The sequence below is a fragment of the Nostoc sp. DSM 114161 genome, from assembly GCF_052692665.1.
Window position 1 is genome coordinate 8,151,582 of record NZ_CP195141.1, and the last position, 24,407, is coordinate 8,175,988.

Sequence of the window (24,407 nt, forward strand, 5' to 3'; positions counted from 1 at the left end):
ATTCAAGTTTTAAAAGTGAGGAGTTAAGAGTTCAGAGTGAGGAATTAAAAGTGAGGAGTTAGAAGTTCACAGTGAGGAGTGAGGAGTTAGCAGAGAAAAAATTTATTTATCAACTTATAACTCATAACTCCTAACTCATAACTCCTAACTCCTAACTTCTAACTCACGATTCATCACTTGCGCCTTTTTTTGCCTTTCCAGGAATCAAGCCACGTCTTCCTGGCATCTGAGAAAGTAGCAGAAAGCGCCGTAGATGCTGTAACTCTTCAGTATCCCCTAACAATTCCAGCTGTTCTAAGGCATCCTTAAAAGACAAATCAGAGCGGTAGAGAATGCGGAAGGCTTTTTTGAGCATTTGTAAATCTGCTGCGTCCATACCAGACCGCTTGAGTCCCACAAGGTTGAGGGTTCGCACTCGCGCCGGATTTCCCTCCACCAGCATATATGGAGCTACATCTCTGTCAATACGTGCCATACCGCCGACCATTGCTTGTCTGCCAATATGCACAAACTGATGGACACCTAAAACCCCACTCAGCCTTGCACGCGATTCTATATGGACATGACCCGCCAACGCCACAGAGTTGGCAATCACTACCTGGTCTTCAATCACGCAGTTATGAGCCACATGCACATAAGCCATCAGCAGATTGCCATCACCAATCGTTGTTGCTTGGCCAGCCCCAGTGGCGCGGTTAATGGTCACATACTCGCGAATCAAGTTGTTGTCACCAATTTTGACCCAGGTTGGTTCTCCCACGAACTTGAGATCCTGGGGTTCCATACCGATGGCTGCTCCGGTAAAAATTTGATTTCCTGCCCCAATTTCACAAGGCCCCTCTAGCACTACATGAGCGCCAATAATTGTTTCAGGGCCGACTTTGACATGCGCTCCAATCACAGCATAGGCACCGACTTGCACTGTATGGTGGAGTTCCGATTTGGGATGAACTACAGCAGTTGGATGAATAAGCGTTTTCAAGGGTGAATCTCCAGAACTGTCTTAATAAGCCAGCGCGAACGGGGGTTTGTCAGGCAGTGCCTTGCTCTAATTACAGAGTTGTAGCGACTGCTGTTCCATTGAGGCGACTGGCGTTGCAACTTTTGAGTGTTTCAGTGAACGAAAGTGTCGGGCAAGCAAGTTGAGTGTGTTCGCGTAGCGTCTCGCTAGAGAGGGAGGCAAAAATCAAGAAATTATAAGATGCTGTTGTGGATTTTTTTTTTAACTGTTATCCTTGTCAGGATTCAGTAGGGCAGTTCACGGCTGTGCCCATACCACGAAAGCAAACTTTTAGCTAACTAAAGAAAACATCAATTCGCCTTCACAAGCGAGTTGACCGTCAACTTCGGCAATACCTTGCATTTTACCGAAACGACGTTGTTTTACCCATAACAGTTCCACGGTCATTACTAGTCGATCTCCCGGTACGACTTGCCGACGAAAGCGGACTTTATCGATACCAGCGAAAACGAACAGTCCACCTTCAACCTGAGGCATTTGAGTTAAGACAATGCCTCCGACTTGTGCCATTGCTTCGACAATTAGCACTCCTGGCATCAGTGGTCGTCCGGGAAAATGACCTTGGAAACAGGGTTCGTTAACTGTGACATTTTTAATGCCAACAGCTTTTTTACCTGGGGTGTAGTCAACGATTTTGTCTATAAGTAAAAATGGGTAGCGGTGGGGTAGCAGTTGCTGAATTTCTTCAGTTGTGAAGGTTGTTTTAATCTCAGATGTGATTGTAGTCTCATTTTTGCCCTGTTGTTCGGTAGATACGGGTGTGGTGCGATCGCTGCTATTCACTTGGGTAATAATTGACATTAGCCGTGTGGTTGATTGTTATCTGGTAATTAAGTAGGCGTACATTGAAAACCTTATAGTCTGGGATTTTCAGCTTTCAGATCCAATCCAAAATCTAAGATCCCAAGTCTAAAATTTTCTTAGCCAGTTGAATGTGTAAATTGTGGCTGGCTTTATACGCTAAGAAATGAGCAACAGGAAAATTTCCTAGTAAACTCAAATCTCCTACTAAATCCAAGATTTTATGACGGACTGGCTCATTTGCAAATCTTAATGGTGGATTTAACCACCCTTCAGGCCCACAAACCAGTGCATTATCCAAACTACCACCTTTAATTAGCCCTGTTTTTTGTAAATGTTCAATTTGATGCAGTAAACCGAAAGTGCGAGCAGGGGCAATCTCCGCAGCAAAGCTAGCAGAAGCATCTCCTAGTTCGGTCGTTGGCGACCAACTATGCCATTGGTTGCCAATGTCAGGCAGGTCAAAATCTATACCGTAACTAAAGCGGGTTTCGGGTGCTGGGAGAGCACATACACAAGCATCTTCTTGATAAACGCATATTGGTTCTTTAATAACCAAGGTTTCACGGTTCTCTAGTTGTGGTACTAAACCAACTTGGGCAATGTTAGCCGTCCACACATCTGCCGAACCATCTAAAAGTGGCACTTCTGGCCCATCAATTTCAATACGGGCGTTATCTACACCCATAGCCGAAAGTGCTGCTAACAAATGTTCTACTGTGCGGACGTATACCTCTCCCTTACCCAATTGAGTTGAAAGAACAGTGCGATCGACTGCTGCAACTTGGGCTGGAATGATTGGCATATCAGGTAAATCTACCCTAACGAAGTAGCGTCCACTACTAGGTTCAGCAGGTAGTATCCGCACTTGTGCAGTCACACCGCTATGCAGTCCCACTCCAGCTTGGGCGATGGAGGCTGCTAGAGTGTGCTGTTGCATAGCCAAAAAATTAATATATTTCGTTGAGTATCGTTCATAGTCTGTTTTGGTAAAACCCTGATATTCCCTCAAAATTGTCATTAATCCCTTTATCGGAACAGTATTGAGGCAAACGTCAAAATTAGCAAGCTCATCCTCAAAAGTTATGAATTAAGAGTGAAGAGTAAGGAATTAAAACTTATAACTCCTAACTTCTAACTCCTAACTGATTAAAATCTTTCACCGATACCAAAATTAATCCGGCTATCGCCGTCATCGTTGATACCATAGTCAATACGAATTGGGCCTAAGGGAGACTGGACGCGAACGCCGACGCCATAACCGTAGCCAGTGCCGTTTTTGTTCAGTATTTCAGCTGGTCTGGTAGTAGTTCCCAAGTCACTACCGATATCAAAAAATAGTGCGCCACTAACTACTGAAAAAACTGGAAACCGATACTCAACTGATGCTTGCACGTAACTGCGTCCACTGCTTAATGCTCCTTCTTCGTAACCCCGAACCGAGTTGCTACCGCCAATGGTAAAGGCTTCGTAGGGGGGCAAGTCGCCAAGAACGGTTCCTGCTTGCAGGTTAAATGCTAGGGTTTGTGCCCCTTTGCTGAGGCGAATTAATTGTACGGGGAAATATTGACTGTAGCTACCGCGTAATCTGGTAAGTAAAATATTACCTTGTCCTATGGGTACTGACTGATCGATCCCGAAACGGAGATAAGAACCGCTAGTGGGTTGGAGGGGATTATTACGAAGATCCCGCTGTACGCCGAGTTGGAACAGTAACAGATCGTCTTGACCTGTACCAGACTCAGTTAATGGAGTGGTAACTAGGTTGTTGGGATCGGTAATAATTTGTCCAGTCTCGTCGTTGATAGGTTGTTCGTCTTCATTGAAGAGTGCCGCATCTCTTCTCTGGTTGCCATCAGCATCTTCACTGGTAACTCGTTGATACTGTATACCTGCTGAGGCAGTCCAGACTGAACTTTTGTAGGGATTTGAGGATAGAGGACGGGTAAAAGTGACGCCGCCACCTAGACGGACGATACGGGGGCGATCCTGAGCCTCTGTATCATTTATGGGATCGTTTGGATTAAACGTCCTAAGATCCTTATCTTGACCATCAAAAATCAGCGAAATCGAACTGCGGCGAAAGAGATTAGTTGTGTAAGAAGTCCGGTAAGGATCTCCGGCAATCCAGGGATCGGTAAACCGCAGGTCAAACAGCAGTTCCCTTTCTCCCACCTGTACTTCTGCTCCTAGTTTTTGGTTTCTGCCATTGAGGTTTTGCTGTTGATAGCTGACTGTACCAAAAAGTCCGCTAGCAGAACTAATCCCTGCCCCAGCAGCGATCGAACCGCTGCTACGTTCGGCTACATTCACTACTACATCGACTTTGCTGGGATCGGTACCAGGGTCGAGGGAGACATTCACATCTTCAAACAGCCCTAGTCCATACACGCGCTGTAGGTCTCTTTGGACTGTGTTGCGGTTGAATACCTGTCCTGGCTTTAATTCCACTTCCCGTGTAATGATGTATTCCTGCGTGCGTCCCCGAATTGGCTGTCCTTTTTCGTCTGTTTCCTGACCATCTTTATTGCGGAAACGGACTCGGATGTTTTCCACTACCCCTTCTGCCACTTGTAAGGTGACAACTCCATTTTCAGAGACTTGGGGCGCTCCAATGACGTTGGCTAGTACGTAACCTTGGTCTTGATACCGCTTGTTTAACTGCTTGATTCCTTCTTGCAAGTCACGCAAATTCAATATCTTACCATACTGTTCGCGAAATACTTCATCTACAGTGTTAGGCGGCAGTACCGAGGGAACACCAGTGCCAGGATTGGCTTCCACTTGTACCTTACTCAAAACGGGGTTGGGCTGTACGACAAAGCTCACCCTTACTCCCAAGGGGGTGTCTTCTGGTGCTGCTTGGACGTTGGAAAAGAACCCAGTACCAAAGATGGCGTTAATATCTTCTTGCAGTTGGCTACGGGTTGTGGTTCGTCCTGGTTGGGTACGGATGACTCTGTAAACTTGTTCTTCCAGTTCTGGTGCGAGTTGCCCAGTTTGGGATCTAATGACTACTTCCGAGACCAATACGCGGGGATCGTTGGCTTCTGGAGCTGCGCCAGGTTGTGTATTTTGCGGGGTAGTGCTTGGCGCTGGGGCTGTGCCAGGTTGTGTATTTTGCGGGGTAGTGCTTGGCGCTGGTGCTGGTGTTCGTTGTTGAGTATCTGGAAACGGGATGTCAGGAGTGGAAGATGGCTGTTGAGTATCTTCAGGAGTTGTGGGTAATGCAGGTTCTGTTGCAGGGGGATTAACATTCTCTGGGACTGGAGTCGTCTCAGGAGTTTGCAAGGGCGTTGGTTGTTGAATATCAGGGGGTGGAATTTCTAGAGCAGGAGATGGCTGTTGAGTAAGATTGGTGTTACTTTGAGGTATTTGTACCGTTGCTGCTGTTGTGGAGGTTGGCACTATTACCTCTGGTGTGGCGTAGACACTGAGCGATGAGGAGGTCACAGTTTTCTCTACGAGACGCTGCGCGGCGGTTCCTGTATGCGTTAGCGCAGCGTTAGCGACGTTAGGAGCGTTACTTCCGAACCCGTTCGGCGAAGCCGTTCTCGAAGAGTAGGGCTTGTCGTTAGACATCGCTTCTGTTTTTTTACCAGGAAAAACTGCCACAACACGAGACTGTAGATGCTCGTTATTAAAATCACTTTGACCAGTGTCTTTTTCTGGCTGCTGATTGGTTTCCAGTGTCAAAACTTCTGTTGGTTTTGAACTGTTAGCGGTTTGTGCATTTGCACTCGGTGAGCCACCCAAAGGCGCTGCAATTGCTACTGCTGTCAGCAATACTGGATATAAACGCATTTTACTTATGATTCCTCTTCACAACCACACACACCATCACGAATCAGTCATTGGTCATTGGTCATTGGTCATTTGGCACTTGTACTGAGCGAAGTCGTTGGCGCAGCCTCTCGTAGAGAAGTATTGGGCATTGGTTTTTCACAAAGGACGAAGGACAAATGACAAAAGACAATCCACATGAGTTTAATAGATTTTTCCCAATTTTTTAATTATTACTATCTACTGCTTTTAATACTCGTTGTAAAACCTCCTGGTAGGCATCCTCTATATTTCCTAAGTCCCGGCGAAAGCGGTCTTTGTCCAGTACGCGGCGATTTGAGTCTTCTTCTGCGATATCCCACAAACGGCAGGTGTCGGGGCTAATTTCGTCTGCCAACAGCAACTGCTGTTGTGAGTCCAAACCAAATTCTAGTTTGAAGTCCACTAGAGTAATGCCACACTGCTGCCAAAAGCCACCGAGAAACTCGTTGATTTGCAATGCTAGATGTGTAATTGCATCCACTTGTTCCGGCGTGGCTAACTCTAGCAGGTACAGGCGATCGCGTGTCAACAAAGGATCTCCTAATTGGTCGTTTTTGTAATAAAACTCAACCAAAGGCTGTTTCAGAATTGTACCTACAGGTAATCCTGTTTGCTGACACAGACTGCCAGCCGCAATATTTCTAATTACTACTTCTATAGGCAAAATCTTTACTGCTCTCACCCGCATTTGATTAGGGGCAGGGCTGTCAATAAAGTGAGTCTTTATACCATTTGCCTCCAACTGTTTAAAAAGCTGGCTGGAAATCCGGCAATTGATTTCTCCTTTTCCTTGAATACTGCCACGCTTTTGGGCGTTAAATGCGGTGGCATCATCCTTAAAATCAGCCAACAAGACTTCCGGATCGTCCGTTGCATAGAGAATTTTCGCTTTGCCTTCGTATAGCTTGGAATTAACAGACATGGTGGCAGGTAAAGTGGTACGCGATAGACTATTTTTGTCCTTTGAGGCTTCACCATTTTATCTTTAGTTATTAACCATTAGCCATTAGAGGCTGGGAGATAATGAAGGCAAGGCTCTTCAGACAACAGTTAACACTCCCGATCCCCAAAGTCTCAAATGAATTACTCCCTATTCCCGGACTGAATCGTGGTCTATAAACGCGAAAATAGTCGTAAGAGTTTCTTTTTGGGTCGATAATTAGGGGTCGCGAGCGGATTACTAAACATTTAACGCGTCTATCTCTAACTTTTAACAGAAGACAATTGGATTTAGTATGTGATAAGTTTTTTGTGTACGATCTATCAATTCGTGTTTGCTTGTAATTATTTTTGCAAAGAAAATTATTCAATAAAGAGTATATATTAATACTTAGGAAATAAGGGTTTTTAACGAAGTTAATTACAATACTAATTTCATAAATTAAGATGAGATAAATTGGCAATTGGGAGAAAAGGTAAATATTCTCTCTACTAGTTTTAGCAGCGCCTTTCTTTGTAAATTTTACGGTGAAAGTGTTCTAAGCTTTAGACTCTAGTTTCAATAATCTGAATCGACTAATTCCCGTATCATCAGTTGGAAATGGAGTTTAATGATTCGTTTTCCCCAGCCTGACAAAGAAAGAATGGGGTAGCTACGGATTCAGGTTCCAAAATAAAAAAAGGGGAATTTAATAAATGGAGAGAAAAATAGTGAATAAAGATGATTTTATCTATCCTCGCGGTCGCTACTACGGTCAAGTAAAGCCAGAAAACTTGGTTTTTAATGCGAATCTACAGGAATTTGCCCAAAAAGTAAGCTATATTTGCAACCTAGAAACAGGTGGAAAAATGCCTCCAGATGAAGCTTACGACCAAATCAAGGATTTATGGAAACAGTTGAAACGCTCAAAAAAAGAGCTGAGAATTGGCGAAGATCCATTTCTGGATGATGGGGAGATTAAAGATTGAAAAGTTAATTGACGAACAGTTCAAAGTGCAGTTTGGAAAAAGCATCTCTTGAGCCTTAGTAACTTTTTAATCTTGGCAACTACTTAGCAATCATTGTCCAAACACCATCCCAGGATTCTGGAGGCGGCGTTTGTTGATAGTTGCAAGCACGTTCTAGGTGGATATTTACAGGTTGGTCTTTGGGTTTGATGCGTTTAGCGGCTTCAAAGCAAGCGATCGCTTGAGAGAAGTTACGCGATAAATAAGCCGAGCGTCCAGTATGATAGTGAAACAAAAACTCTTGAGTGTTGGCATCTAAAGGAGTGGTGCGATCGCCAATTAACTCATAGATATCGACTGCTTGGTGTTTCCCTTTGACTCGAATTCTATCTAACTGGCGCACCCAAATGCGATCGCTGCAAAGCTGGTAAGTAAATTCACTTAAAAGAATATCACAACCATATTCTTTGGTTACTCCTTCCAAGCGCGAACTCAAATTTACACCGTCGCCAATTACGGTGTAATCCATTCGCTTGCGAGAACCAATATTACCTGAAACCACTTCCCCAGAACTAATACCAATACCAATACGGATTTCTGGCTGTGCTTGGATAATTCGTCGCTGATTAAATTCTTCTAAGCGTTGTCGCATATCCAAGGCTGACTGTATAGCCCTCCAAGCATGGTTTTCTGTAAGTGGTAGCGGCGCACCAAATACCGCCATTAAAGCATCACCAATAAATTTATCGAGTGTGCCTTCATAATTAAACACTGCCTCCACCATCGTTTCAAAATACTGATTCAGCAGCGATACCACCTCAGCTGCGCCGAGATTTTCCGTAAGTGTCGTGTAGCCTCGGATATCAGAAAATAAAATGGTTACTTCTTTGCGTTCGCTCACCATTAAACCATCTTCACCCAAAGCCATGACTTGTTCGGCTACATGGGGCGTCAGGTAGCGGGACATGGTAGTTTTCATGCGTTTTTCGTGACTGATGTCTTCCAACACCACCAAACCGCCACGGACGCCGCCTTCCGGGTTAGTCAGGGGATTAACAGTGAGATTGATACTGCGTTCTAATATTTGCACCCGATCGCATGTGAGAAACTGAGACTTGGGAGTTAGGGGTTCATTCCAGGGAATAAAAACATCGGGGTTATGGCGATCGCGTACTGCTAAACTTAAGTACTGAGTTTTCGATGCTGAGTCCTGAATGAAACTCAAAACTGGGCACTGGCTCAAAGCCGCGCTATCGCTAACAGCACTTGTTAGTTGATACAATCCCACAATCAAACTTTGCTCTGGCACATAATGTTTAGCCCCAGTTTTTAAACTATCTTCTAGCCGCATTTGCAGATTTTCAATCGGTACGACTTCCCAAACTCGGCGACCAATCAAATTCTGTTCCCACAAAAGCTTGTTGGTTTTAGTAGTAGTATCTCCTATGGGGCAACCTAATAACTCCAAGGCTGCATCATTAATTGTGACGATTTTTCCTGCCATATCTGTAGAAATTACAGCATCAGAGAGACTTTGCAAAATGTCTTTCTGATACTGTTTTTCTAACAATACATTTTCAAACAATCGAGCATTTTCTAAAGCAATTCCCGCCTGGATATTAAAAGCCCGCATAAACTCTTCATCAGAGGCAGTAAAACTGCTTTGTTGCTTATTAATTAATTGCGTTACACCAATCAATTCATTCGCCGAATTAAAGACTGGCAAACACAAAATATTGCGAGTTACATACCCAGTTTTTGTATCTGTAGTCGGGTCAAAGCGGGGATCTTTGTAGGCATCGGGAATATTTAAAGCTTCACCAGTAGAAGCTACATAGCCAGCAATACCACGGTTAGCAGGAATGCGAATTTCAATTAAATTTATGCCATCTGCTGCCGCCACTTTTGTCCAAAGTTCGCTCATTTCTTTACGATATAGAAACAGCGTACTGCGGTCTGCTTGCATTAAAATTCGAGCTTGCTCCATAACTATTTGCAAAGTCGCTTCTAAATCCAGACTTTGCCCTAGTGTCTGAGTTGCCCGCAACAAAGCCGTTGCGCCTCTTTGATTTCGGGCAGCTACATAAAAAGATTGGCAGCTTTCTAGAATAATCCCAATGGAAGCGGCGAAATCTCGAAAACGTTCTTCATCATCATAATCAAATGGAACATTTCCAGTTTTATTAGCCAGTTGTACTACCGCTACTGTTTGATTTTTGCTACTAATAACTGGCATACATAAAATATTATGAATTTTATAGCCCATTTGTTTTTCAAGTTCTGGGCTAAATAAGGGATGAGTAGAAGTGTCAGATATATTTAAATATTGGCCTGTACTAGCAACATGACCGGGGATACCCACTGTGATGGGAGTACGAATTTCCAAGAATCTTTGAGTATTATCTTGAGGAACTTTTGACCAAAGTTGACCTTTGTCATGGTCAACTAAAAAAATAGCTGTGTGTTCTGCTTGGAGAATTTGGCCAATTTTGAGCGTAATCGCTTCTAAAACTTTCTCCAACATAGTTTCTAGAGCTTCATTATTAATTAGTTCAATGGCTCTGAGAAATTGCTGGAACTCAGCCGTTATAAAGTCTAGTAAGCAAACAAATTCATTAACAGATAAATCTTTAACGCGACGCAGTAGGGCGTGAGTACGATTAACTTGAGTTAGTTCAGTTAATGTAGCCAAGACGCTGCCAGGATTAGGGAGTGTCATGGAAATTTTGGGTACTAGGGATTGGTTACTGGGGACTGGGTGGGAATAGGGAATAGGGAATGGGTATGAGGCATGGGGTAAGCAGCAGGTGTGGGAGGAAGGGGAAGAGGGGGAAGAGGGGGAAGCATAAATTCTCTTTCCCCCCACACTCCCCACACTCCCCACACTTCTCTATCTCTCCATCTCCCCATCTTTCGATCCCCAGTCCCCAGTCCCTATTGTTGAGAAAATATCACCTTTTGATAATAATTTTGTAGCTGGGAAGTTGCAGCTGCCCAACCCCACCTTTCTGCTTCCCGACGAGCGTTTTGACGGATGATATCTCGTTGTTGTTTCTGTTCTAAGAGGCGCACAGTAGCGGACAAGGCGTCTTGAATATCTGCTTTTGGCTCAAAAAGATATCCATTAACGCCATCTGTCACAATATCAGGGATTCCTCCAGAACGGGCTGCTACTACTGGACAGCCGCCTGCCATTGCTTCTAGTAATACTAAGCCTAATGTTTCGGTTCGGGAGGGAAAAATAAAGGCGTCAGCACTGGCAAAGGCAGAACCTAATTCTCTGCCCATGAGATATCCAACAAAATGGGTGTTTGTCCCAGCAAAGTGTTTTTCCAGTGGTTGGCGGTGAGGGCCATCCCCAACTAATGCCAATCGGGCTTCGGGAATTGCTTCTAAAATTGGTTTGATGCGCTCAATTTCTTTTTCAGCCGAGAGACGCCCAACGTAGAGTAATAAGGGACTTTCTGGATGATTTTGCGATAGACGCGATCGCATTTCTACACTAGCTAAATCGGGATGAAATAATTCCGTATCCACCCCACGCTGCCATAAATCTACCCTTTCAATACCGTGTGCTGACAGTTCCTCCATCATCGCTGTGGAGGTACACAGATTTAAAGCAGCTTGATTATGAGCGCCTTTGAGCAGTTCCCAAAGCAGCCCTTCTAGCATTCCTAAGCCATAATGCTGGAGATACTGGGGTAAATGCGTATGATAAGACGCCACTAAGGGGATTTTCAGGGTTTTGCTATAAAATATGCCCGCCAGACCCAAAACCGCTGGATTCACGACATGAATAATATCTGGCTGAAACTCTTCTAAGGCGTAACCAATGGCTGGACGGGGAAGTGCCATTTTTAGTTCTGGATACAATGGCAGAGGAAAGCCAGTAACGCCGTAAACTTTAGCGCCTTTGTGTTCTGTGATCCCTCCATCAGGGGCAATCACCAGCACTTGATTGCCATTGCGTTGTAGATGATCGACTGTGTGGCGCAGGCGCGTTACAATGCCGTCAACCTTGGGTAAAAAGGTTTCGGTGAATAGAGCAATTCTCATATAAAACTATTCAGTCCAGGCAGCTAATCCCAGCTTTTCTTGCGTTTCGCTATCAAACCCAGAGTAAACTATCTCCTGTGATGTAATCAATTCTGTTGTGAAATTCTCTATTCAAGAAATCACTAATCGTAAAGGCGAAATTGCTGAGGGCATTTTGCGATCGCTGTTTGATTGGTTTGATATTGAGTCAGCGATTGTTGAGTATTGTCATCACATCAATGAACTCTCCCTATTCGCTGCTGTCGCTCAAACAAATGCAGTTATAGGATTCCTTTCACTTAAGGAACACAATGAATTTACTGGAGAGATTTACGTTATGGGTGTTGCCCCTGAATATCATCATCAGGGCATTGGCAAGGCTCTCATTGAATCTTCAGTTGAGTACTGCCGAAACAGAGGTCTAGAATTTCTCCAAGTTAAAACCCTTGGATCGTCGTATCATAATTCTTTCTTCGATCGCACCAGAAAATTCTACATGAAGGTAGGATTTCGACCTCTTGAAGAATTTACAAGCATCTGGCTTGGCAATCCCTGTCTGATTATGGTTATGGCGCTTTAAAACCGAGTTTTTCAGCAATTTTCATAAACAACAATTTACTGGTCGTCATATTGTGCTAAAGTATGCCGACCAGTTTTCGACCAGCGATTTACTTGAGTTAAATAGGATTTTGTTAGCAGCCGCACGCCGGGTCAACTCTAATTTCTGTGCCAAGAAACTTTAGGCAGAATTTGTTTTTTATCAACTCGTTTCTGATACTTGATTGCAAAGTTTAACAGAGAATCAAGTAAAGAATCAGAGAGAAAATGCGGCTGTAAACCTAAATCCAGCAATTTAGTGTTTTTAGCGTTGAAGTAATGTTCTTCTTTTTCGACTCTGGGATTATCTAAGTTATTGATTTCTACATTCAATCCCGTCGCATTCCCAGCTTTTTTTACCATTAATGCTAAATCACCAACGCTGAATTGTTCGGTAAATTGGTTAAATACCCGGAATTCACCAGCTTGGGCGGGGTTGGCGATCGCTAATTCCACACATCTGACTGTATCGCGAATATCCAAAAATCCGCGAGTTTGTCCGCCTTTGCCGTAAACAGTAAGCGGATGCCCAATGGCTGCTTGAATACAAAAACGGTTCAGTGCTGTGCCAAAAATGCCATCGTAATCTAGGCGATTGATCAATAATTCGTCCATCCCCGTTTCTTCGGTTAAGACGCCGTAAACCACACCCTGATTTAAATCAGTTGCCCGCAATCCCCAAATCCGGCAAGCAAAGTGGATGTTATGACTATCATGGACTTTGCTTAAATGGTACATTGAACCAGGCTGCTTGGGATAAGGTAGAGTATCCTTGCGTCCATTGTGTTCAATGGTGATATATCCTTCTTCGATGTCAATGTTGGGCGTACCGTATTCACCCATCGTCCCCAGCTTCACCAAATGACAATCTGGGAAATCTTCCCGCATAGCATACAGTAAGTTCAACGTACCAACTACGTTATTCACCTGGGTGATAACTGCATGTTCGCGGTCAATCATCGAAAATGGAGCCGAGCGCTGTTCGCCAAAATGCACTATGGCATTTGGCTGAAATTGATGTAATGCTTTGTTGAGAAACTCGTAATTGGTAATATCGCCAACGAACAGGTCGATAGATTTACCAGTTAAATCTTGCCAGCGCTGGAGGCGTTGCCCAATAGGTGCGATCGGTGTGAGAGTTTCAACACCTAGTTCATTATCCCAGTGCCGCCGCACCAAACTATCTAAAATTCCAACTTCATAACCTCGATTGGAAAGGTAAAGGGCAGTTGCCCAACCGCAATACCCATCGCCACCAATAACCAGGACTTTCATCTTCACCAGTTTTTACTCGCTGATAGCTAAATCTATCAGGTTTCTGTCCCCTCTCAATCATCATTCTGAAAGAGATGTGGATTTTGGGTATTGGGCATTGGGCAAGGGGCAAGCAGGAAGTCTGGGAGGGGTGGGAGGTGTGGGAGGACAGGGAGGCATAAATTCTCTTTGCCCCCCACACTCCCCCACACTCCCCACACTCCCCACACTTCCCCATCTCCCCATCTCCCCATACCCCATAACTCAAGACTTGGGAATCCGATACTGCTGGGCAATGTAATAGAACAAACGGTAGTAATTTGTAAATTCTTGGCTGTTGCTTCGTCCTTGCCAGTAGTATTTGACTTGATTTTGAGTTAGTGTCAGTGTCATTGAAGTTGCTTGACGATCTACTTCTACAACTAGTACCCCAGATATCCCTTGGGCAGTCTGAAAGTTGGGTTGTATCTTTTTCCCAGACTCTCGGCTTTTGTCAATGGAATTTGGAAGCTGTTGACTTGCCCACCCACGAATTTCTACTGTTTTGTTCTCAGGTGAGATAAACCCAATTCCATCATCGTTTTCTGGGGCTGCTAAAAAAGTCCAATTACTCGGATATGGAAACTCAAAACCGTAACGAGAGTTGCTATAAGTTTTCCAGGTAATGCCTTCAACGTTAAAATTGGTCGCCGTACAACTCCACAGCATTATCAATAAGCCAATGGCTGGGCTAAGACCAAAACCAAGCCTATAAATTTTTTGTGTGAAACAAGAGGTTTTAACTGTGGCAGTAGTCATTATTACATTTTTGCCAAATATCACTGTTTTTTATAGAAGTACCAAAAACACAAATCCTATCCCTTCTTTAGAACTACGCTACTGCTGCTCGATTAAATCTAGTTAAATCCAGATAACCGTTCCATAGGTAACTCAATTTGCCAACGTTGTCACTACTTCACACAGTAATTCAGTCTATCGTGTAAATAAATGTAACGAAATAGCCGTCAAAACGTTTTGCCGTCTTGACAACCAATAAAAGAATCGATAACGTGATATACATACCCGGGTAAGACCGTTAAAGAGTTATATGCAAACGCAAACTAAGCAAAAGGTCACTTTGTATTTATCGCCAGAGTTGCACAGAAAACTGAAGATTCGTTCAGCAGTCGATTGCGAACCAATGTCAGATCTTGCCGAACGTGCCCTCATTTTTTATCTGTCTAATTCAGATTTAGTTGATGAAGTCGAAGCTTCATCTTATGGGCGGACTCATAGAGTTTACTCATGCCCAACTTGTAATAGCTCGCTAGTCTTACGTGATGGGGAACTGGTTACTTTAGGCAATCAGCCAGGAGTAGTTGGTCAAGAGCATCTTTCCATTGATGAAATGGATGAAGACGAAACCCATCCTAAGGGTGAGGAAGAGTTGGTTCCTTGCTAGATAGGAATGATGAATGAATAATTCATCATTTCGGTTGCCTTTACTAAACGCAATGTCTCTACTGTCTCTATTAGGTCTCAAGTAGGTCGATGTATGAAAGAAGAGCTCAATATCCTAATTCAAGCTCAATACCCTCTAATCTACCTTGTGACCTCCGAGGAAGAGCGGGCTGAGCAAGCAATTTCCACGACTGCCCAGTTATTAAAGCCCCAGCGCCGAGTATTCGTTTGGACAGTAACGCACGGCATTGTGGAGTACGGTCAACCCCGGAATGTCACGCAACATAATACCGTATCTCCAGAGGCGGCGATTGAGTGGATCATCCGGCAGAAAGAACCTAGTATATTTATTCTTAAAGATTTACATCCGTTTATTGATGCGCCTGCAACCACTAGATCGTTACGCGATGCGATCGCCAGCTTCAAAGGTACACAAAAGAACATCATTTTGATGTCGCCGATGCAGCAAGTACCTATAGAACTGGAAAAGGAAGTTGTAGTTCTCGACTTTCGCCTGCCAGATATGGCTGAGTTGAATAAAGTACTGACTTATCACATAGACCAATATCGTGGGCGGCGGTTGACAACAGAGGCGAGAGAAAAGCTTCTTAGAGCAGCTCTGGGTTTAACCAAAGATGAAGCTGAAAAAGTCTACCGAAAGGCGCAGGTAACTACGGGGCGCTTGACGGAAGATGAAGTAGATATCGTTTTATCTGAGAAAAAGCAACTGATTCGGCGCAATGGTATCTTAGAGTACATTGAAGAAGATGAAACCATTGATGCTGTAGGTGGCTTAGAGGAGCTAAAAAAATGGCTCAAGCAGCGTTCTAACGCTTTCACAGAAAGAGCGAGAGAATATGGTTTGCCTCAACCAAAAGGGATGTTAATTCTAGGAGTTCCGGGTTGTGGTAAGTCATTGATTGCCAAAACTACTTCTCGCCTGTGGGGTTTACCACTTTTGCGGTTAGACATGGGGCGAGTGTATGATGGCTCTATGGTGGGACGAAGTGAAGCAAACTTGCGTAACGCCTTAAAAACAGCAGAATCTATTTCGCCAGCAATTTTGTTTATCGATGAATTGGATAAATCTTTTGCTGGTAGTGCAGGCTCCTCCGATTCTGATGGCGGGACTTCAAGTAGAATCTTCGGTTCTTTCCTCACATGGATGCAAGATAAAAAATCTCCAGTGTTTGTCATGGCAACCGCTAACAGAGTAGAACGGTTACCTGGGGAATTTCTGAGGAAAGGACGCTTTGATGAAATATTCTTTGTGGATTTGCCAACTCCAGAAGAACGCCAAGATATTTTTAATATTCACCTAAGCAAGCGCCGCGAAGACATCTCTAGATTTGACCTTGAGCAATTAGCTAAGATGTCCGATGGCTTTTCTGGTGCAGAAATTGAGCAAGCGATCGTTGCGGCAATGTATGAAGCCTTTGCCCAAGATCGGGAGTTCACACAACTAGATATTATTGCTGCGCTAAAGGCAACATTGCCGCTGTCTCGAACGATGCAAGAACAGGTAACGGCTCTAAGAGATTGGGCCAGACAGCGAGCGCGTCCCGCAGCATCCTCCGTTGCTGAATATCAGCGAATGGAGTTTTAAAAGCTTTCCTCTGCCATCCCAGGGGGAAAGGCTAGCTTTAGTGCTAGCAGTTATGAAAAAAGCCGCCTCCTGCTAAGTGCGGCTTCGTCCAAAACAAACCGTTGTCGTATTTCTCAATCTTCTCATTGGAGGAAACCCAAATGTCTCACTTTAGCACCCTGCGTACCAAGATCACCGATGCCGAAATCCTCAAAGCTTCCTTGCGCGACCTCGGTATCAGCGTAAAAACTGAAGCTGATGTACGTGGTTATAACGGTCAGCGCGTTCGTTCCGATATCGTTGCCGTATTGGAAGGCGAATATGACCTCGGCTGGTCTCGCAACAGCGATGGTTCTTTTGACCTAATCGCTGACCTGTGGGGCGTTGCTAAAAAGCACAACCAAACCGAGTTGATCAACTCCATTAACCAAAAATATGCTGTTAACAAGACCTTGGCTGAAGTAAAACAGCGCGGTCTACAAAACGCCAATGTGAAGTTGGTATTGCAATAACAATTTCTCTGCGCGTTCCCAAAGCTGCACGGGTTAACCAGGCATTAGCGGTTAGCCCGCTTTTTTTTAGGGGCTGAGATTTATTTCTCAGTCCCTATTTATTTTAATGATTTATGTCAGCTAATTTTGTCTTTATTCCTAACTTGAATTTAGCTTTTATTTAGCTGTTGTAACCTTGATGTCGTAAGCATGAGAATCAAGCTTATTTTGAATGAACTTGAGAAGTTCCACTTTATGTATTACACATGTAGGAATACAATATACTGTGTCCTAGAATGATTTGTATTCTACCAATATGCAGAAGATTCGGTTCGTCGATTTATTTTGCTCTCCAAAAAATCTTTAACTGAACCGTATTGCGTTATAGTGAGGTAAAACTTAGGGGCGCAAAGCTTTGCGCCCCTAGAAATTTCTGTACCTCATTTGATTGGGAACCGCTATATCAATTTTCTGTTCGCAATAACCAAAAGCCGCTGTAAGTCATCCCAGAATCATCGGGTTGGACTAATAAAAAATGTAATCCCTGGCTTTGTTGTTTGCGTTGTTCGTATGTTTGGGCTGCTGTGGTAACTTCTGAATCTTCAAAAGTGGCAACAATCCATCTATCCACCAAGCCTGCTTCTAATATTAAGCCATCTGGTGGGCCAGGAATGTAGTTCAATTCTATAGGACGGGTTTGCTGTAACCACCGAGCCAACTGCATCGATCGCCTGCCACCATAAATTACCACACCAGGAACAGCGATCGTTGATGCTAAACCTAAATTGAACGGTTTGAGATATTCTGGTATGTGCAAAATCGGAATGGGGCGTTGTGCAAAGGCGTCCACAAGTTCGCCAGCCTGGAGTGTGGCAAAACGCCATTGTTCTCCCCAAAGGTTGTCTGGTAATGGTGCTGGGGGTGGTTTATCCAGCACTGAAGGATATTGCTTTTCCTGTAACCACTGTTTGAGTGCCAAAGTGCGACGAGTCGGTTCGACTTTAATACCTAAACTGCGTCCAGCCGCTTCAATTAAATTGAGAGACTGAGGACGAAATACCTCAATTACATCTGGCAATTCTTCGCCAGCTGCTAGCTGAAGTTGAGTCGCAACCCAATTAGAATTTGCTGCTGACTGAAGACAACTGGCTTCATATTCAAAACTGCGAGTTGCATCACAAATCAACAACTCCCATAACGGTTTTCCAGATGCATCCGGTGATGGACGACGATAAAAATCAGCCTGCCAAGTTTTCATATATGGGTATGGGGCATGGGGCATTGGGCATTGGGTATGGAGAGATGGGGAGATGGGGAGAGTTAAAACTGAAAGTTTCAAGTTCAGAGGTTCAACTTTGACCTTCTGAGGCTTAACTTTGACCTTCTGAGGCTCAACTTTGACCTTCTGAGGTTCAACTTTGACCTTCTGAGGCTCAACTTTGACCTTCTGAGGTTCAACTTTGAACTTCTGAGGCTCAACTTTGACCTTCTGAGGTTCAACTTTGAACTTCTGAGGCTCAACTTTGACCTTCTGAGGTTCAACTTTGACCTTCTGAGGCTCAACATTCTAGTTTATCCACCTCATTTTCCTATGCCCAATGCCCAATGCCCAATGCCCAATTCAAAAAGCTTGAATCCATTCTTGGACAGAATATTCTGTCCAGATGCCATTTTTCCAGTATGGGTCGTTTTCAATTAAGTCGCGGACGATCGCTTCGTCTTCGGCTTCGTAAATTCCAAAAACTTTTGTGACATCTTTGGTGGGGCCGATGGTAATCAGCACGCCGGATTCTTTCTGTTTTGCTAATCCGTCTAAATGAGCTTGGCGGTGAGGAGTACGTTTTTCAAGAACGTCTTCGCAGTAAGTTCCCCAGAGTAGGTATTTAGGCATAAACAATTTTGGATTTTGGATTTTAGATTTTGGAACCAGTGCATTGGCGATTACCAAGAAATAAATTATTCATTCTTGGGGGGTGGACATCCGCCCTAATTATTGGGCGGGCGAGACGCCCACCCCACAGGAAAAATTGAATGTTTTTTTTCTTTGGAAGTCCCTTGAAGAGTGAGGAATTATTAATTCATAACTCCTAACTCTTGTACAGTCGCGATTAATCGCGTCTCTACTCTTAACTTCTGAGGTTGACGCCGAATTTTTCTACTAAGGCTTCGCGGACTTTATTGTGTACCGGTTCGACTTCAGCTTCGGTAAGAGTCCGATCGCTTGCCCGATAAATTAGGCGGAATGCTAGACTCCGCTGTCCTTCGGGGACGTTTTCGCCTCGATATTCATCAAACAATTCCACTGATTCGAGTAAATCTTTGCCAGCTTTGGTAATTGCTTTTTCCAGTTCGGCGACTGAAACTTTCACGGGTGCGAAAAAGGCAATGTCGCGATCGCTTGGTGGATAGGTGGAATAGGATTTAAATGTGGGGTTGAGAGTTTCGTCTTCCTCTAGAGAATTTAAAAGTACGTCTAAACCTAACTGGAAAACGTAGGCTGAATCTGGCAGACCTTTTTCGCGGCGCAGTTGGGGGTGAATTTGCCCAAAAATACCCAGTCTACTACCTCTAACCCATAGGGAAGCGGTGCGTCCTGGATGTAAGCGTTCGTCTCGGCAATCGGGTTGATATTCTACTTGCAAGCCGAGTTGACGAAATACACTTTCTAAAATGCCTTTGGCTTCAAACCAAGTCAAGGGCTGTTCTCGACCGCCTTTTGACCATTTTCCAACAAAGCGATCGCCCCCCATAATACCAGCCAGGACTTCTGTTTCTTGCAAACCGTCTTCTTCTTGCCAGAAAATTTGCCCAATTTCAAAGCCGTTGAGGGCGCCGTTACCCTGCTCTATATTATATTGATAGGCATCAATTAACCCAGATATTAAATCGGTTCTCAAGGCTGAATATTCTACAAATAATGGGTTTGTTAATACTATTTGTCTGTCTTCTCCTGGTTTAACTAAAGAATAATGAATTAATTCTGTTAATCCTTCTGCCCGCAGATAAGCTCGTAATTTGCGAATCAATTCTTGGTCTAAAGGCAAATAACCAGGTTCGCTTTTTTCTGGTAAGGTATCGCAAAATCTGTTGTATCCATAGAGACGGGCGATTTCTTCAATTAAATCAATTTCCCGTTCTAAGTCGCGGTAACGATAAGGCGGTACGGAAACAGACCATGTGGGTTGGGGCGTGTTGTCTTGTCCTAAAGCATTACTTGAAGGAGTCAGCTGACATCCTAATGCAGTCAGAATCCTTTCAACATCTTGTTCTTGGAGTTCTGCTGTGTCTTCTCCCAAATCGATTGGCCCTAGTACCTGATTCACTCTATCTAAACGCAATGCAATAGAACGACTCCAGGTAGATGGATCTGGGCGAGTGTCGGTGATTTCTTGCTGAGTAATAACTCCACTAGCTAATTCGCTAATCAATGACAAGGCGCGGCGATTTGCAACTTCCAATTCGGCGCGGTTAACTCCTCTTTCGTATCTTCCAGAAGCTTCACTTCTTAAGCCAACACTGCGAGAAGAACGGCGAATTGCGACGGAATCAAATAAAGCGGCTTCTAAAACTAAGCTTTGAGTACCTTGATGGACTTCGGTTTCTTCTCCACCCATAACTCCCGCCAGTGCAACGGGTCTGTCGTTGGCGGTAATTAATAAATTTTGCGATGCTAAAGTGCGGGTTTGTCCGTCCAAGGTTTTTAAGGATTCTCCAGCAGTGGCGAAGCGGACGCCGATGATTAAACTTTCGCTACTTGCAACTGATTTTAGGCGATCGCGGTCAAAGGCGTGCAGCGGTTGTCCCCATTCCAACAATACGTAGTTAGTAATGTCCACCACATTATTTATCGGACGTACTCCCGCAGCCCGCAAACGCTGTTGCAACCAATCAGGAGATGGCGCAATTGTAATTTGTTCGATTACTGTACCAATGTAAGCAGGACAAGCTTGGGTATCGGCAATTTTTAAAGCTAAATTTCCTGTATTTTTAGGAATTGGTACTTCACTGGGTACGGGAATGTTCAGTTTTCCCCCAGTTAAGGCTGCAACTTCCCTGGCGACACCTACCATACTCAATGCATCAGCGCGATTAGCGGTTGCCGTGAGGTCTAAAATTACATCATCTAAACCCAATAAAGGACGCACATCGCTACCCAAGGTTAAATTTTCTTGGGGGAAAATATGAATTCCGTCTACATCAGTTGGCAAACCGAGTTCTTTTAAAGAACAAATCATGCCCTGAGAGGGAACGCCACGCAGTTTTGCGGGTTTAATTTTTAAATCGATGTTGGGTAAGTAAGTTCCCGTAGTTGCTACTGGCACATAGATATCTGCCTTGACATTGGCAGCGCCACAGACAATATTTAAAGTCTCATCTGCGCCAATATCCACTTGGCAAACACTTAATTTATCAGCATTTGGGTGTGGTTGACGTTCAAGCACTCTCCCAACAACTACGCCATTTGCCCAAGTGCGGCGGTCTTCAATATCTTCTACTTCAAACCCCGCCATTGTCAGGGTTTCGGCTAATTCTTCCGGACTAAGTTTTATCTCTACTAGTTCGCGCAGCCAGTTTAAAGAAATACGCATGGAGTGTGCTGGTTTTAGGAATCGTCTTTTGCTCTCATTTTAGAGTGTCTGTTAGCGACCGATCGCATTCACTCTGCAAGTCATAGCTTTGCACTTGAACAATCGTACTACGTCAGACTAGCAGAACAATCTCCTATGCTCATCTTTTGTTGGCGTTTTGACTATTTGCTGCAAAAGGAAACTTTTACAAGGCTTAATTACTCATTAATGAGTATCAAAGACTCATTAATGGAGTTCAAAGGCTCATTAATGGAGTTCAAAGACTCATTAATGAAGCTCAACTACTCATTTATGAAAATTACAGCAATTTTCAGGTAATTCAACCATAGGGTAGGGGCTTTACAGCTGTAAAGCCTCTACAAGGGATTGTGGTTCGAGTTGATTTAACTAGCAATAGAGATAAATTGCGGAAATCGTCTTTGAGAAGTTGGATTTATTAAAGCTATACATTCTAAAAGATTAAATTTCCAGGAGCCAATAATGGTAATTAACTATAATGTAAAAAAATTGATTTTACATCCAATGATGATGGGTTTGCTAGCAGTAGTGACAATCGCCTGCAAAACAGAGATGAATTTTTCTTTGATAAACCCAGCTACAGCAGAAGTTGTTTCATTAGAAAAGTCTACACCCAAACCAGCACGAAAAGAACACGGTATTTATAAGAGCGATCGCTTTCGTTTTGAGTTTAGCTACTCGCTGCGAGATTTTGCGATCGATAACAAAATAACCACTCCCAACAATAACGTTAATTCTCCATTAACTGCTATTGATATCTGGACTCGCAAACACGCCGAGAAAATTCGCGCTGGAGAATATGAAGGCGGTACAGAATACCCAGCTAATGTACGCGTATCTGTATATAACAATGGTAGTAAATTACCTTTGCAGAAATGGATTAAACAGAATAACGAATTTTCTGCACCCCGTGAATTCAAAACTGCGAAAATTGCAAGTCAAAGTGGATTGAAATTTAAATCGAGTGGCTTATACGAAAACGAACATGTCGCTTTTATCAATCCTAAAGACTCTCGAATTATTGTTGTCACAATATCTAAAACAGGTTATGGCAATAATGATGCTATTTACGAGAGAGCATATCAGCAGGTAATTAACTCTTTGACTTTACTAAATAGATAGCAAGCACAGACTTATAGCATTTCTCGATAAGCGTGAGGTACAAGGTAGGGGTGCATAGCTATCATACGTGTTAACTTAAGCTCAAACTCTTGCCCCACAATCGTTTTACCCCACCCCCAACCCCTCCCCTTGCCAAGGGGAGGGGCGGTTTTGGCTTTAGACAAAACCGGGGTGGGGTAACGAAGATCTTTATGGTAAGTGAGTGAATTTATGCATCACCTCTTGACAAGGCTTTCACTTAAGTTGACAACGATGGGTACGGCCGTACCTTTATCTACGAGACCCTAAGAGCGAATGCCCTTATCCTCACGTTCATATCATAAATAAACTCAAATGGTATTAGCTCATGTCAAGCAGCATACATGAGAAAAGCCAGTAACGCAAGCAATTATCCTTAGATGATATTACTGTTACCCACAATAAAAATTTAATAAAATAACAGTAAAAATACTGTGTGCTTCTTGTCTAACACAGTTTAGTCTATAGCAAACAGATTTGGAACCAGCAAATTAAGACAAATAGTAAGTAAAATTACTAAAATTAATTGTAGGCCAAATCAATTTTGATTTGAATTAGGTGTTCCTTATGATTCGCGAAACCAACGATCGCTCTATGCAAGAGCAAGAGAGCAATAGCTCACAGTTAAGCGAGGATGTCTCGGCTAGAACCTCATTCCTTCCTCCAAATATTAAGTCAGCAATTGATTGGGAAAAACCAGATTTTGATGAGCTTGACTTGTGTATGGAAATTACGACATACATCCTCAATGGGCAATAATTGTCAAAACTAAGCGAAATTGCCCAATGAAAACCTCTACCTGCTTTTTGTTTTTATGTTCCTGAAAATTCTTGGTACTGCCGCAGGTGGCGGTTTTCCTCAATGGAATTGTAACTGTCCCAATTGCCAAGCAGTCCGCACAAGTCATGTAGGTGTAAATTGGTTAAACCAGTCATCAATTGCGGTGAGGAAAAACAATCAGCCTTGGTTTTTAGTCAATGCCTCTCCGGATATACGTCCGCAGTTAGAGAAATTGCGGGAAGGAGAACCATCTACAATTCGGTCAAGTCCGATCGCTGGTGTTCTGTTAACTGATGCAGAGATTGACCATACTACCGGCCTGGTTATCCTGAGAGAATCTACGGAAAAACTGCGCGTCTACGGTACCCAAACAGTACATAAGGCTTTGACAGAGGGTTATCCCCTGCTGTCTACGTTAGCAAACTATTGTGGTGTGGAATGGTCTGTACTCGAACCTCACGTACCTATAAACCTGGGGTTGGATGGTGCAGATGGTTTGGAGGTGGAGGCATTTCCACTAGCAGCTAAACCACCAAAATATATGCGCCACAAGGCAAATTTAAATGGAGTTTGGGTTATTGGTTTAACATTTCGCGATCGCACAACTGGCAAAGTTGCTACTTATGCTCCAGGTTTAGCCGAACTTGATGAAAAAATTCTAGAACGGTTTGAGTCTAGTGACTGCATTTTAGTAGATGGCACTTGCTGGGAAAATGACGAGTTATTAGCTTTAGGAATATCAAAGCTGCAAGCCCGCGATATGGGACACTTACCCCTGAATGTTAGTTTAAAAAGCCTTGCTAATTTGAGCCGTCCTCGGAAAATTCTCGTTCACATCAACAACACAAACCCAATCCTTTTACCTGATTCAGAGGAACGCAAAATTGTTGAAACCGCAGGAATAGAAGTTGGCTGCGATGGCATGACCATCGAATTGTAATTTT

20 protein-coding genes are annotated in these 24,407 nt (G+C 43.6%); 8 read left to right on the forward strand and 12 right to left on the reverse strand.

The window, feature by feature from the left end:
• Positions 1 to 163: 163 nt before the first annotated feature.
• From lpxA to purC, 5 genes are all read right to left on the reverse strand, one after another.
• Positions 164 to 982, reverse strand: a complete 819-nt coding sequence (gene lpxA, locus NSTC745_RS34135; RefSeq protein WP_445634983.1) for an acyl-ACP--UDP-N-acetylglucosamine O-acyltransferase — start codon at positions 980 to 982, stop codon at positions 164 to 166.
• Between the two features lie 309 nt (positions 983 to 1,291).
• On the reverse strand, positions 1,292 to 1,822 hold the full coding sequence (fabZ, locus tag NSTC745_RS34140; RefSeq protein WP_445634984.1) for a 3-hydroxyacyl-ACP dehydratase FabZ: 531 nt from the start codon (positions 1,820 to 1,822) through the stop codon (positions 1,292 to 1,294).
• A 94-nt stretch (positions 1,823 to 1,916) separates the two neighbouring features.
• Positions 1,917 to 2,762, reverse strand: a complete 846-nt coding sequence (gene lpxC, locus NSTC745_RS34145; protein ID WP_445638753.1) for a UDP-3-O-acyl-N-acetylglucosamine deacetylase — start codon at positions 2,760 to 2,762, stop codon at positions 1,917 to 1,919.
• A gap of 209 nt (positions 2,763 to 2,971) precedes the next feature.
• The gene (locus tag NSTC745_RS34150; protein WP_445634985.1) at positions 2,972 to 5,626 is read right to left on the reverse strand and encodes a BamA/TamA family outer membrane protein; all 2,655 of its coding nucleotides are present in this window, start codon (positions 5,624 to 5,626) and stop codon (positions 2,972 to 2,974) included.
• Between the two features lie 205 nt (positions 5,627 to 5,831).
• Positions 5,832 to 6,569 (reverse strand): phosphoribosylaminoimidazolesuccinocarboxamide synthase, encoded by a 738-nt coding sequence (gene purC / locus NSTC745_RS34155; RefSeq protein WP_445634986.1) that lies wholly within the window; start codon positions 6,567 to 6,569, stop codon positions 5,832 to 5,834.
• A gap of 713 nt (positions 6,570 to 7,282) precedes the next feature.
• Here purC and NSTC745_RS34160 point away from each other — a divergent pair.
• Positions 7,283 to 7,555, forward strand: coding sequence for a DUF7219 family protein (locus NSTC745_RS34160; protein ID WP_445634987.1), 273 nt, complete (start codon positions 7,283 to 7,285; stop codon positions 7,553 to 7,555).
• Between the two features lie 79 nt (positions 7,556 to 7,634).
• Here the strand turns inward: NSTC745_RS34160 and NSTC745_RS34165 are convergent, their stop codons facing one another.
• On the reverse strand, positions 7,635 to 10,253 hold the full coding sequence (locus tag NSTC745_RS34165) for a GAF domain-containing protein (protein ID WP_445634988.1): 2,619 nt from the start codon (positions 10,251 to 10,253) through the stop codon (positions 7,635 to 7,637).
• A gap of 215 nt (positions 10,254 to 10,468) precedes the next feature.
• Positions 10,469 to 11,590, reverse strand: coding sequence for a glycosyltransferase family 4 protein (locus NSTC745_RS34170; RefSeq protein WP_445634989.1), 1,122 nt, complete (start codon positions 11,588 to 11,590; stop codon positions 10,469 to 10,471).
• Positions 11,591 to 11,687: 97 nt separating this feature from the next.
• Here NSTC745_RS34170 and NSTC745_RS34175 point away from each other — a divergent pair, with 97 nt between their 5' ends.
• Positions 11,688 to 12,149, forward strand: a complete 462-nt coding sequence (locus NSTC745_RS34175; protein ID WP_445634990.1) for a GNAT family N-acetyltransferase — start codon at positions 11,688 to 11,690, stop codon at positions 12,147 to 12,149.
• Positions 12,150 to 12,286: 137 nt separating this feature from the next.
• On the opposite strand, the gene NSTC745_RS34180 is transcribed toward NSTC745_RS34175, so the two are convergent.
• Together NSTC745_RS34180 and NSTC745_RS34185 are read right to left on the reverse strand one after the other, a co-directional pair.
• Entirely contained in the window at positions 12,287 to 13,441 is a 1,155-nt protein-coding gene (locus tag NSTC745_RS34180) for an NAD-dependent epimerase/dehydratase family protein (RefSeq protein WP_445634991.1), read from the reverse strand.
• A gap of 243 nt (positions 13,442 to 13,684) precedes the next feature.
• On the reverse strand, positions 13,685 to 14,218 hold the full coding sequence (locus NSTC745_RS34185) for a hypothetical protein (RefSeq protein WP_445634992.1): 534 nt from the start codon (positions 14,216 to 14,218) through the stop codon (positions 13,685 to 13,687).
• Positions 14,219 to 14,507: 289 nt separating this feature from the next.
• On the opposite strand from NSTC745_RS34185, the gene NSTC745_RS34190 reads away from it, so the two are divergent.
• From NSTC745_RS34190 to NSTC745_RS34200, 3 genes are all read left to right on the forward strand, one after another.
• On the forward strand, positions 14,508 to 14,861 hold the full coding sequence (locus tag NSTC745_RS34190; RefSeq protein WP_445634993.1) for a hypothetical protein: 354 nt from the start codon (positions 14,508 to 14,510) through the stop codon (positions 14,859 to 14,861).
• 93 nt (positions 14,862 to 14,954) lie between these two features.
• Positions 14,955 to 16,466 (forward strand): stress-responsive protein Ycf46, encoded by a 1,512-nt coding sequence (gene ycf46, locus NSTC745_RS34195; RefSeq protein ID WP_445634994.1) that lies wholly within the window; start codon positions 14,955 to 14,957, stop codon positions 16,464 to 16,466.
• 140 nt (positions 16,467 to 16,606) lie between these two features.
• Positions 16,607 to 16,957 (forward strand): DUF1257 domain-containing protein, encoded by a 351-nt coding sequence (locus NSTC745_RS34200; protein WP_015136553.1) that lies wholly within the window; start codon positions 16,607 to 16,609, stop codon positions 16,955 to 16,957.
• Positions 16,958 to 17,399: 442 nt separating this feature from the next.
• Here the strand turns inward: NSTC745_RS34200 and NSTC745_RS34205 are convergent, their stop codons facing one another.
• From NSTC745_RS34205 to pheT, 3 genes are all read right to left on the reverse strand, one after another.
• A complete protein-coding gene (locus tag NSTC745_RS34205) occupies positions 17,400 to 18,194 on the reverse strand; it encodes a Tab2/Atab2 family RNA-binding protein (RefSeq protein WP_445634995.1) in 795 nt (264 codons plus the stop codon).
• A gap of 363 nt (positions 18,195 to 18,557) precedes the next feature.
• Positions 18,558 to 18,827: a YciI family protein gene (locus NSTC745_RS34210; RefSeq protein WP_445634996.1), complete on the reverse strand. Its 270-nt coding sequence runs from the start codon at positions 18,825 to 18,827 to the stop codon at positions 18,558 to 18,560.
• A gap of 235 nt (positions 18,828 to 19,062) precedes the next feature.
• Complete coding sequence (gene pheT / locus NSTC745_RS34215) at positions 19,063 to 21,525, reverse strand: phenylalanine--tRNA ligase subunit beta (RefSeq protein WP_445634997.1); 2,463 nt, start codon at positions 21,523 to 21,525, stop codon at positions 19,063 to 19,065.
• 480 nt (positions 21,526 to 22,005) lie between these two features.
• On the opposite strand from pheT, the gene NSTC745_RS34220 reads away from it, so the two are divergent.
• From NSTC745_RS34220 to pqqB, 3 genes are all read left to right on the forward strand, one after another.
• Positions 22,006 to 22,665: a hypothetical protein gene (locus tag NSTC745_RS34220; RefSeq protein ID WP_445634998.1), complete on the forward strand. Its 660-nt coding sequence runs from the start codon at positions 22,006 to 22,008 to the stop codon at positions 22,663 to 22,665.
• Positions 22,666 to 23,250: 585 nt separating this feature from the next.
• Positions 23,251 to 23,442, forward strand: a complete 192-nt coding sequence (gene pqqA, locus NSTC745_RS34225) for a pyrroloquinoline quinone precursor peptide PqqA (protein ID WP_445634999.1) — start codon at positions 23,251 to 23,253, stop codon at positions 23,440 to 23,442.
• 55 nt (positions 23,443 to 23,497) lie between these two features.
• Complete coding sequence (gene pqqB / locus NSTC745_RS34230; protein WP_445635000.1) at positions 23,498 to 24,403, forward strand: pyrroloquinoline quinone biosynthesis protein PqqB; 906 nt, start codon at positions 23,498 to 23,500, stop codon at positions 24,401 to 24,403.
• Positions 24,404 to 24,407 lie beyond the last annotated feature (4 nt).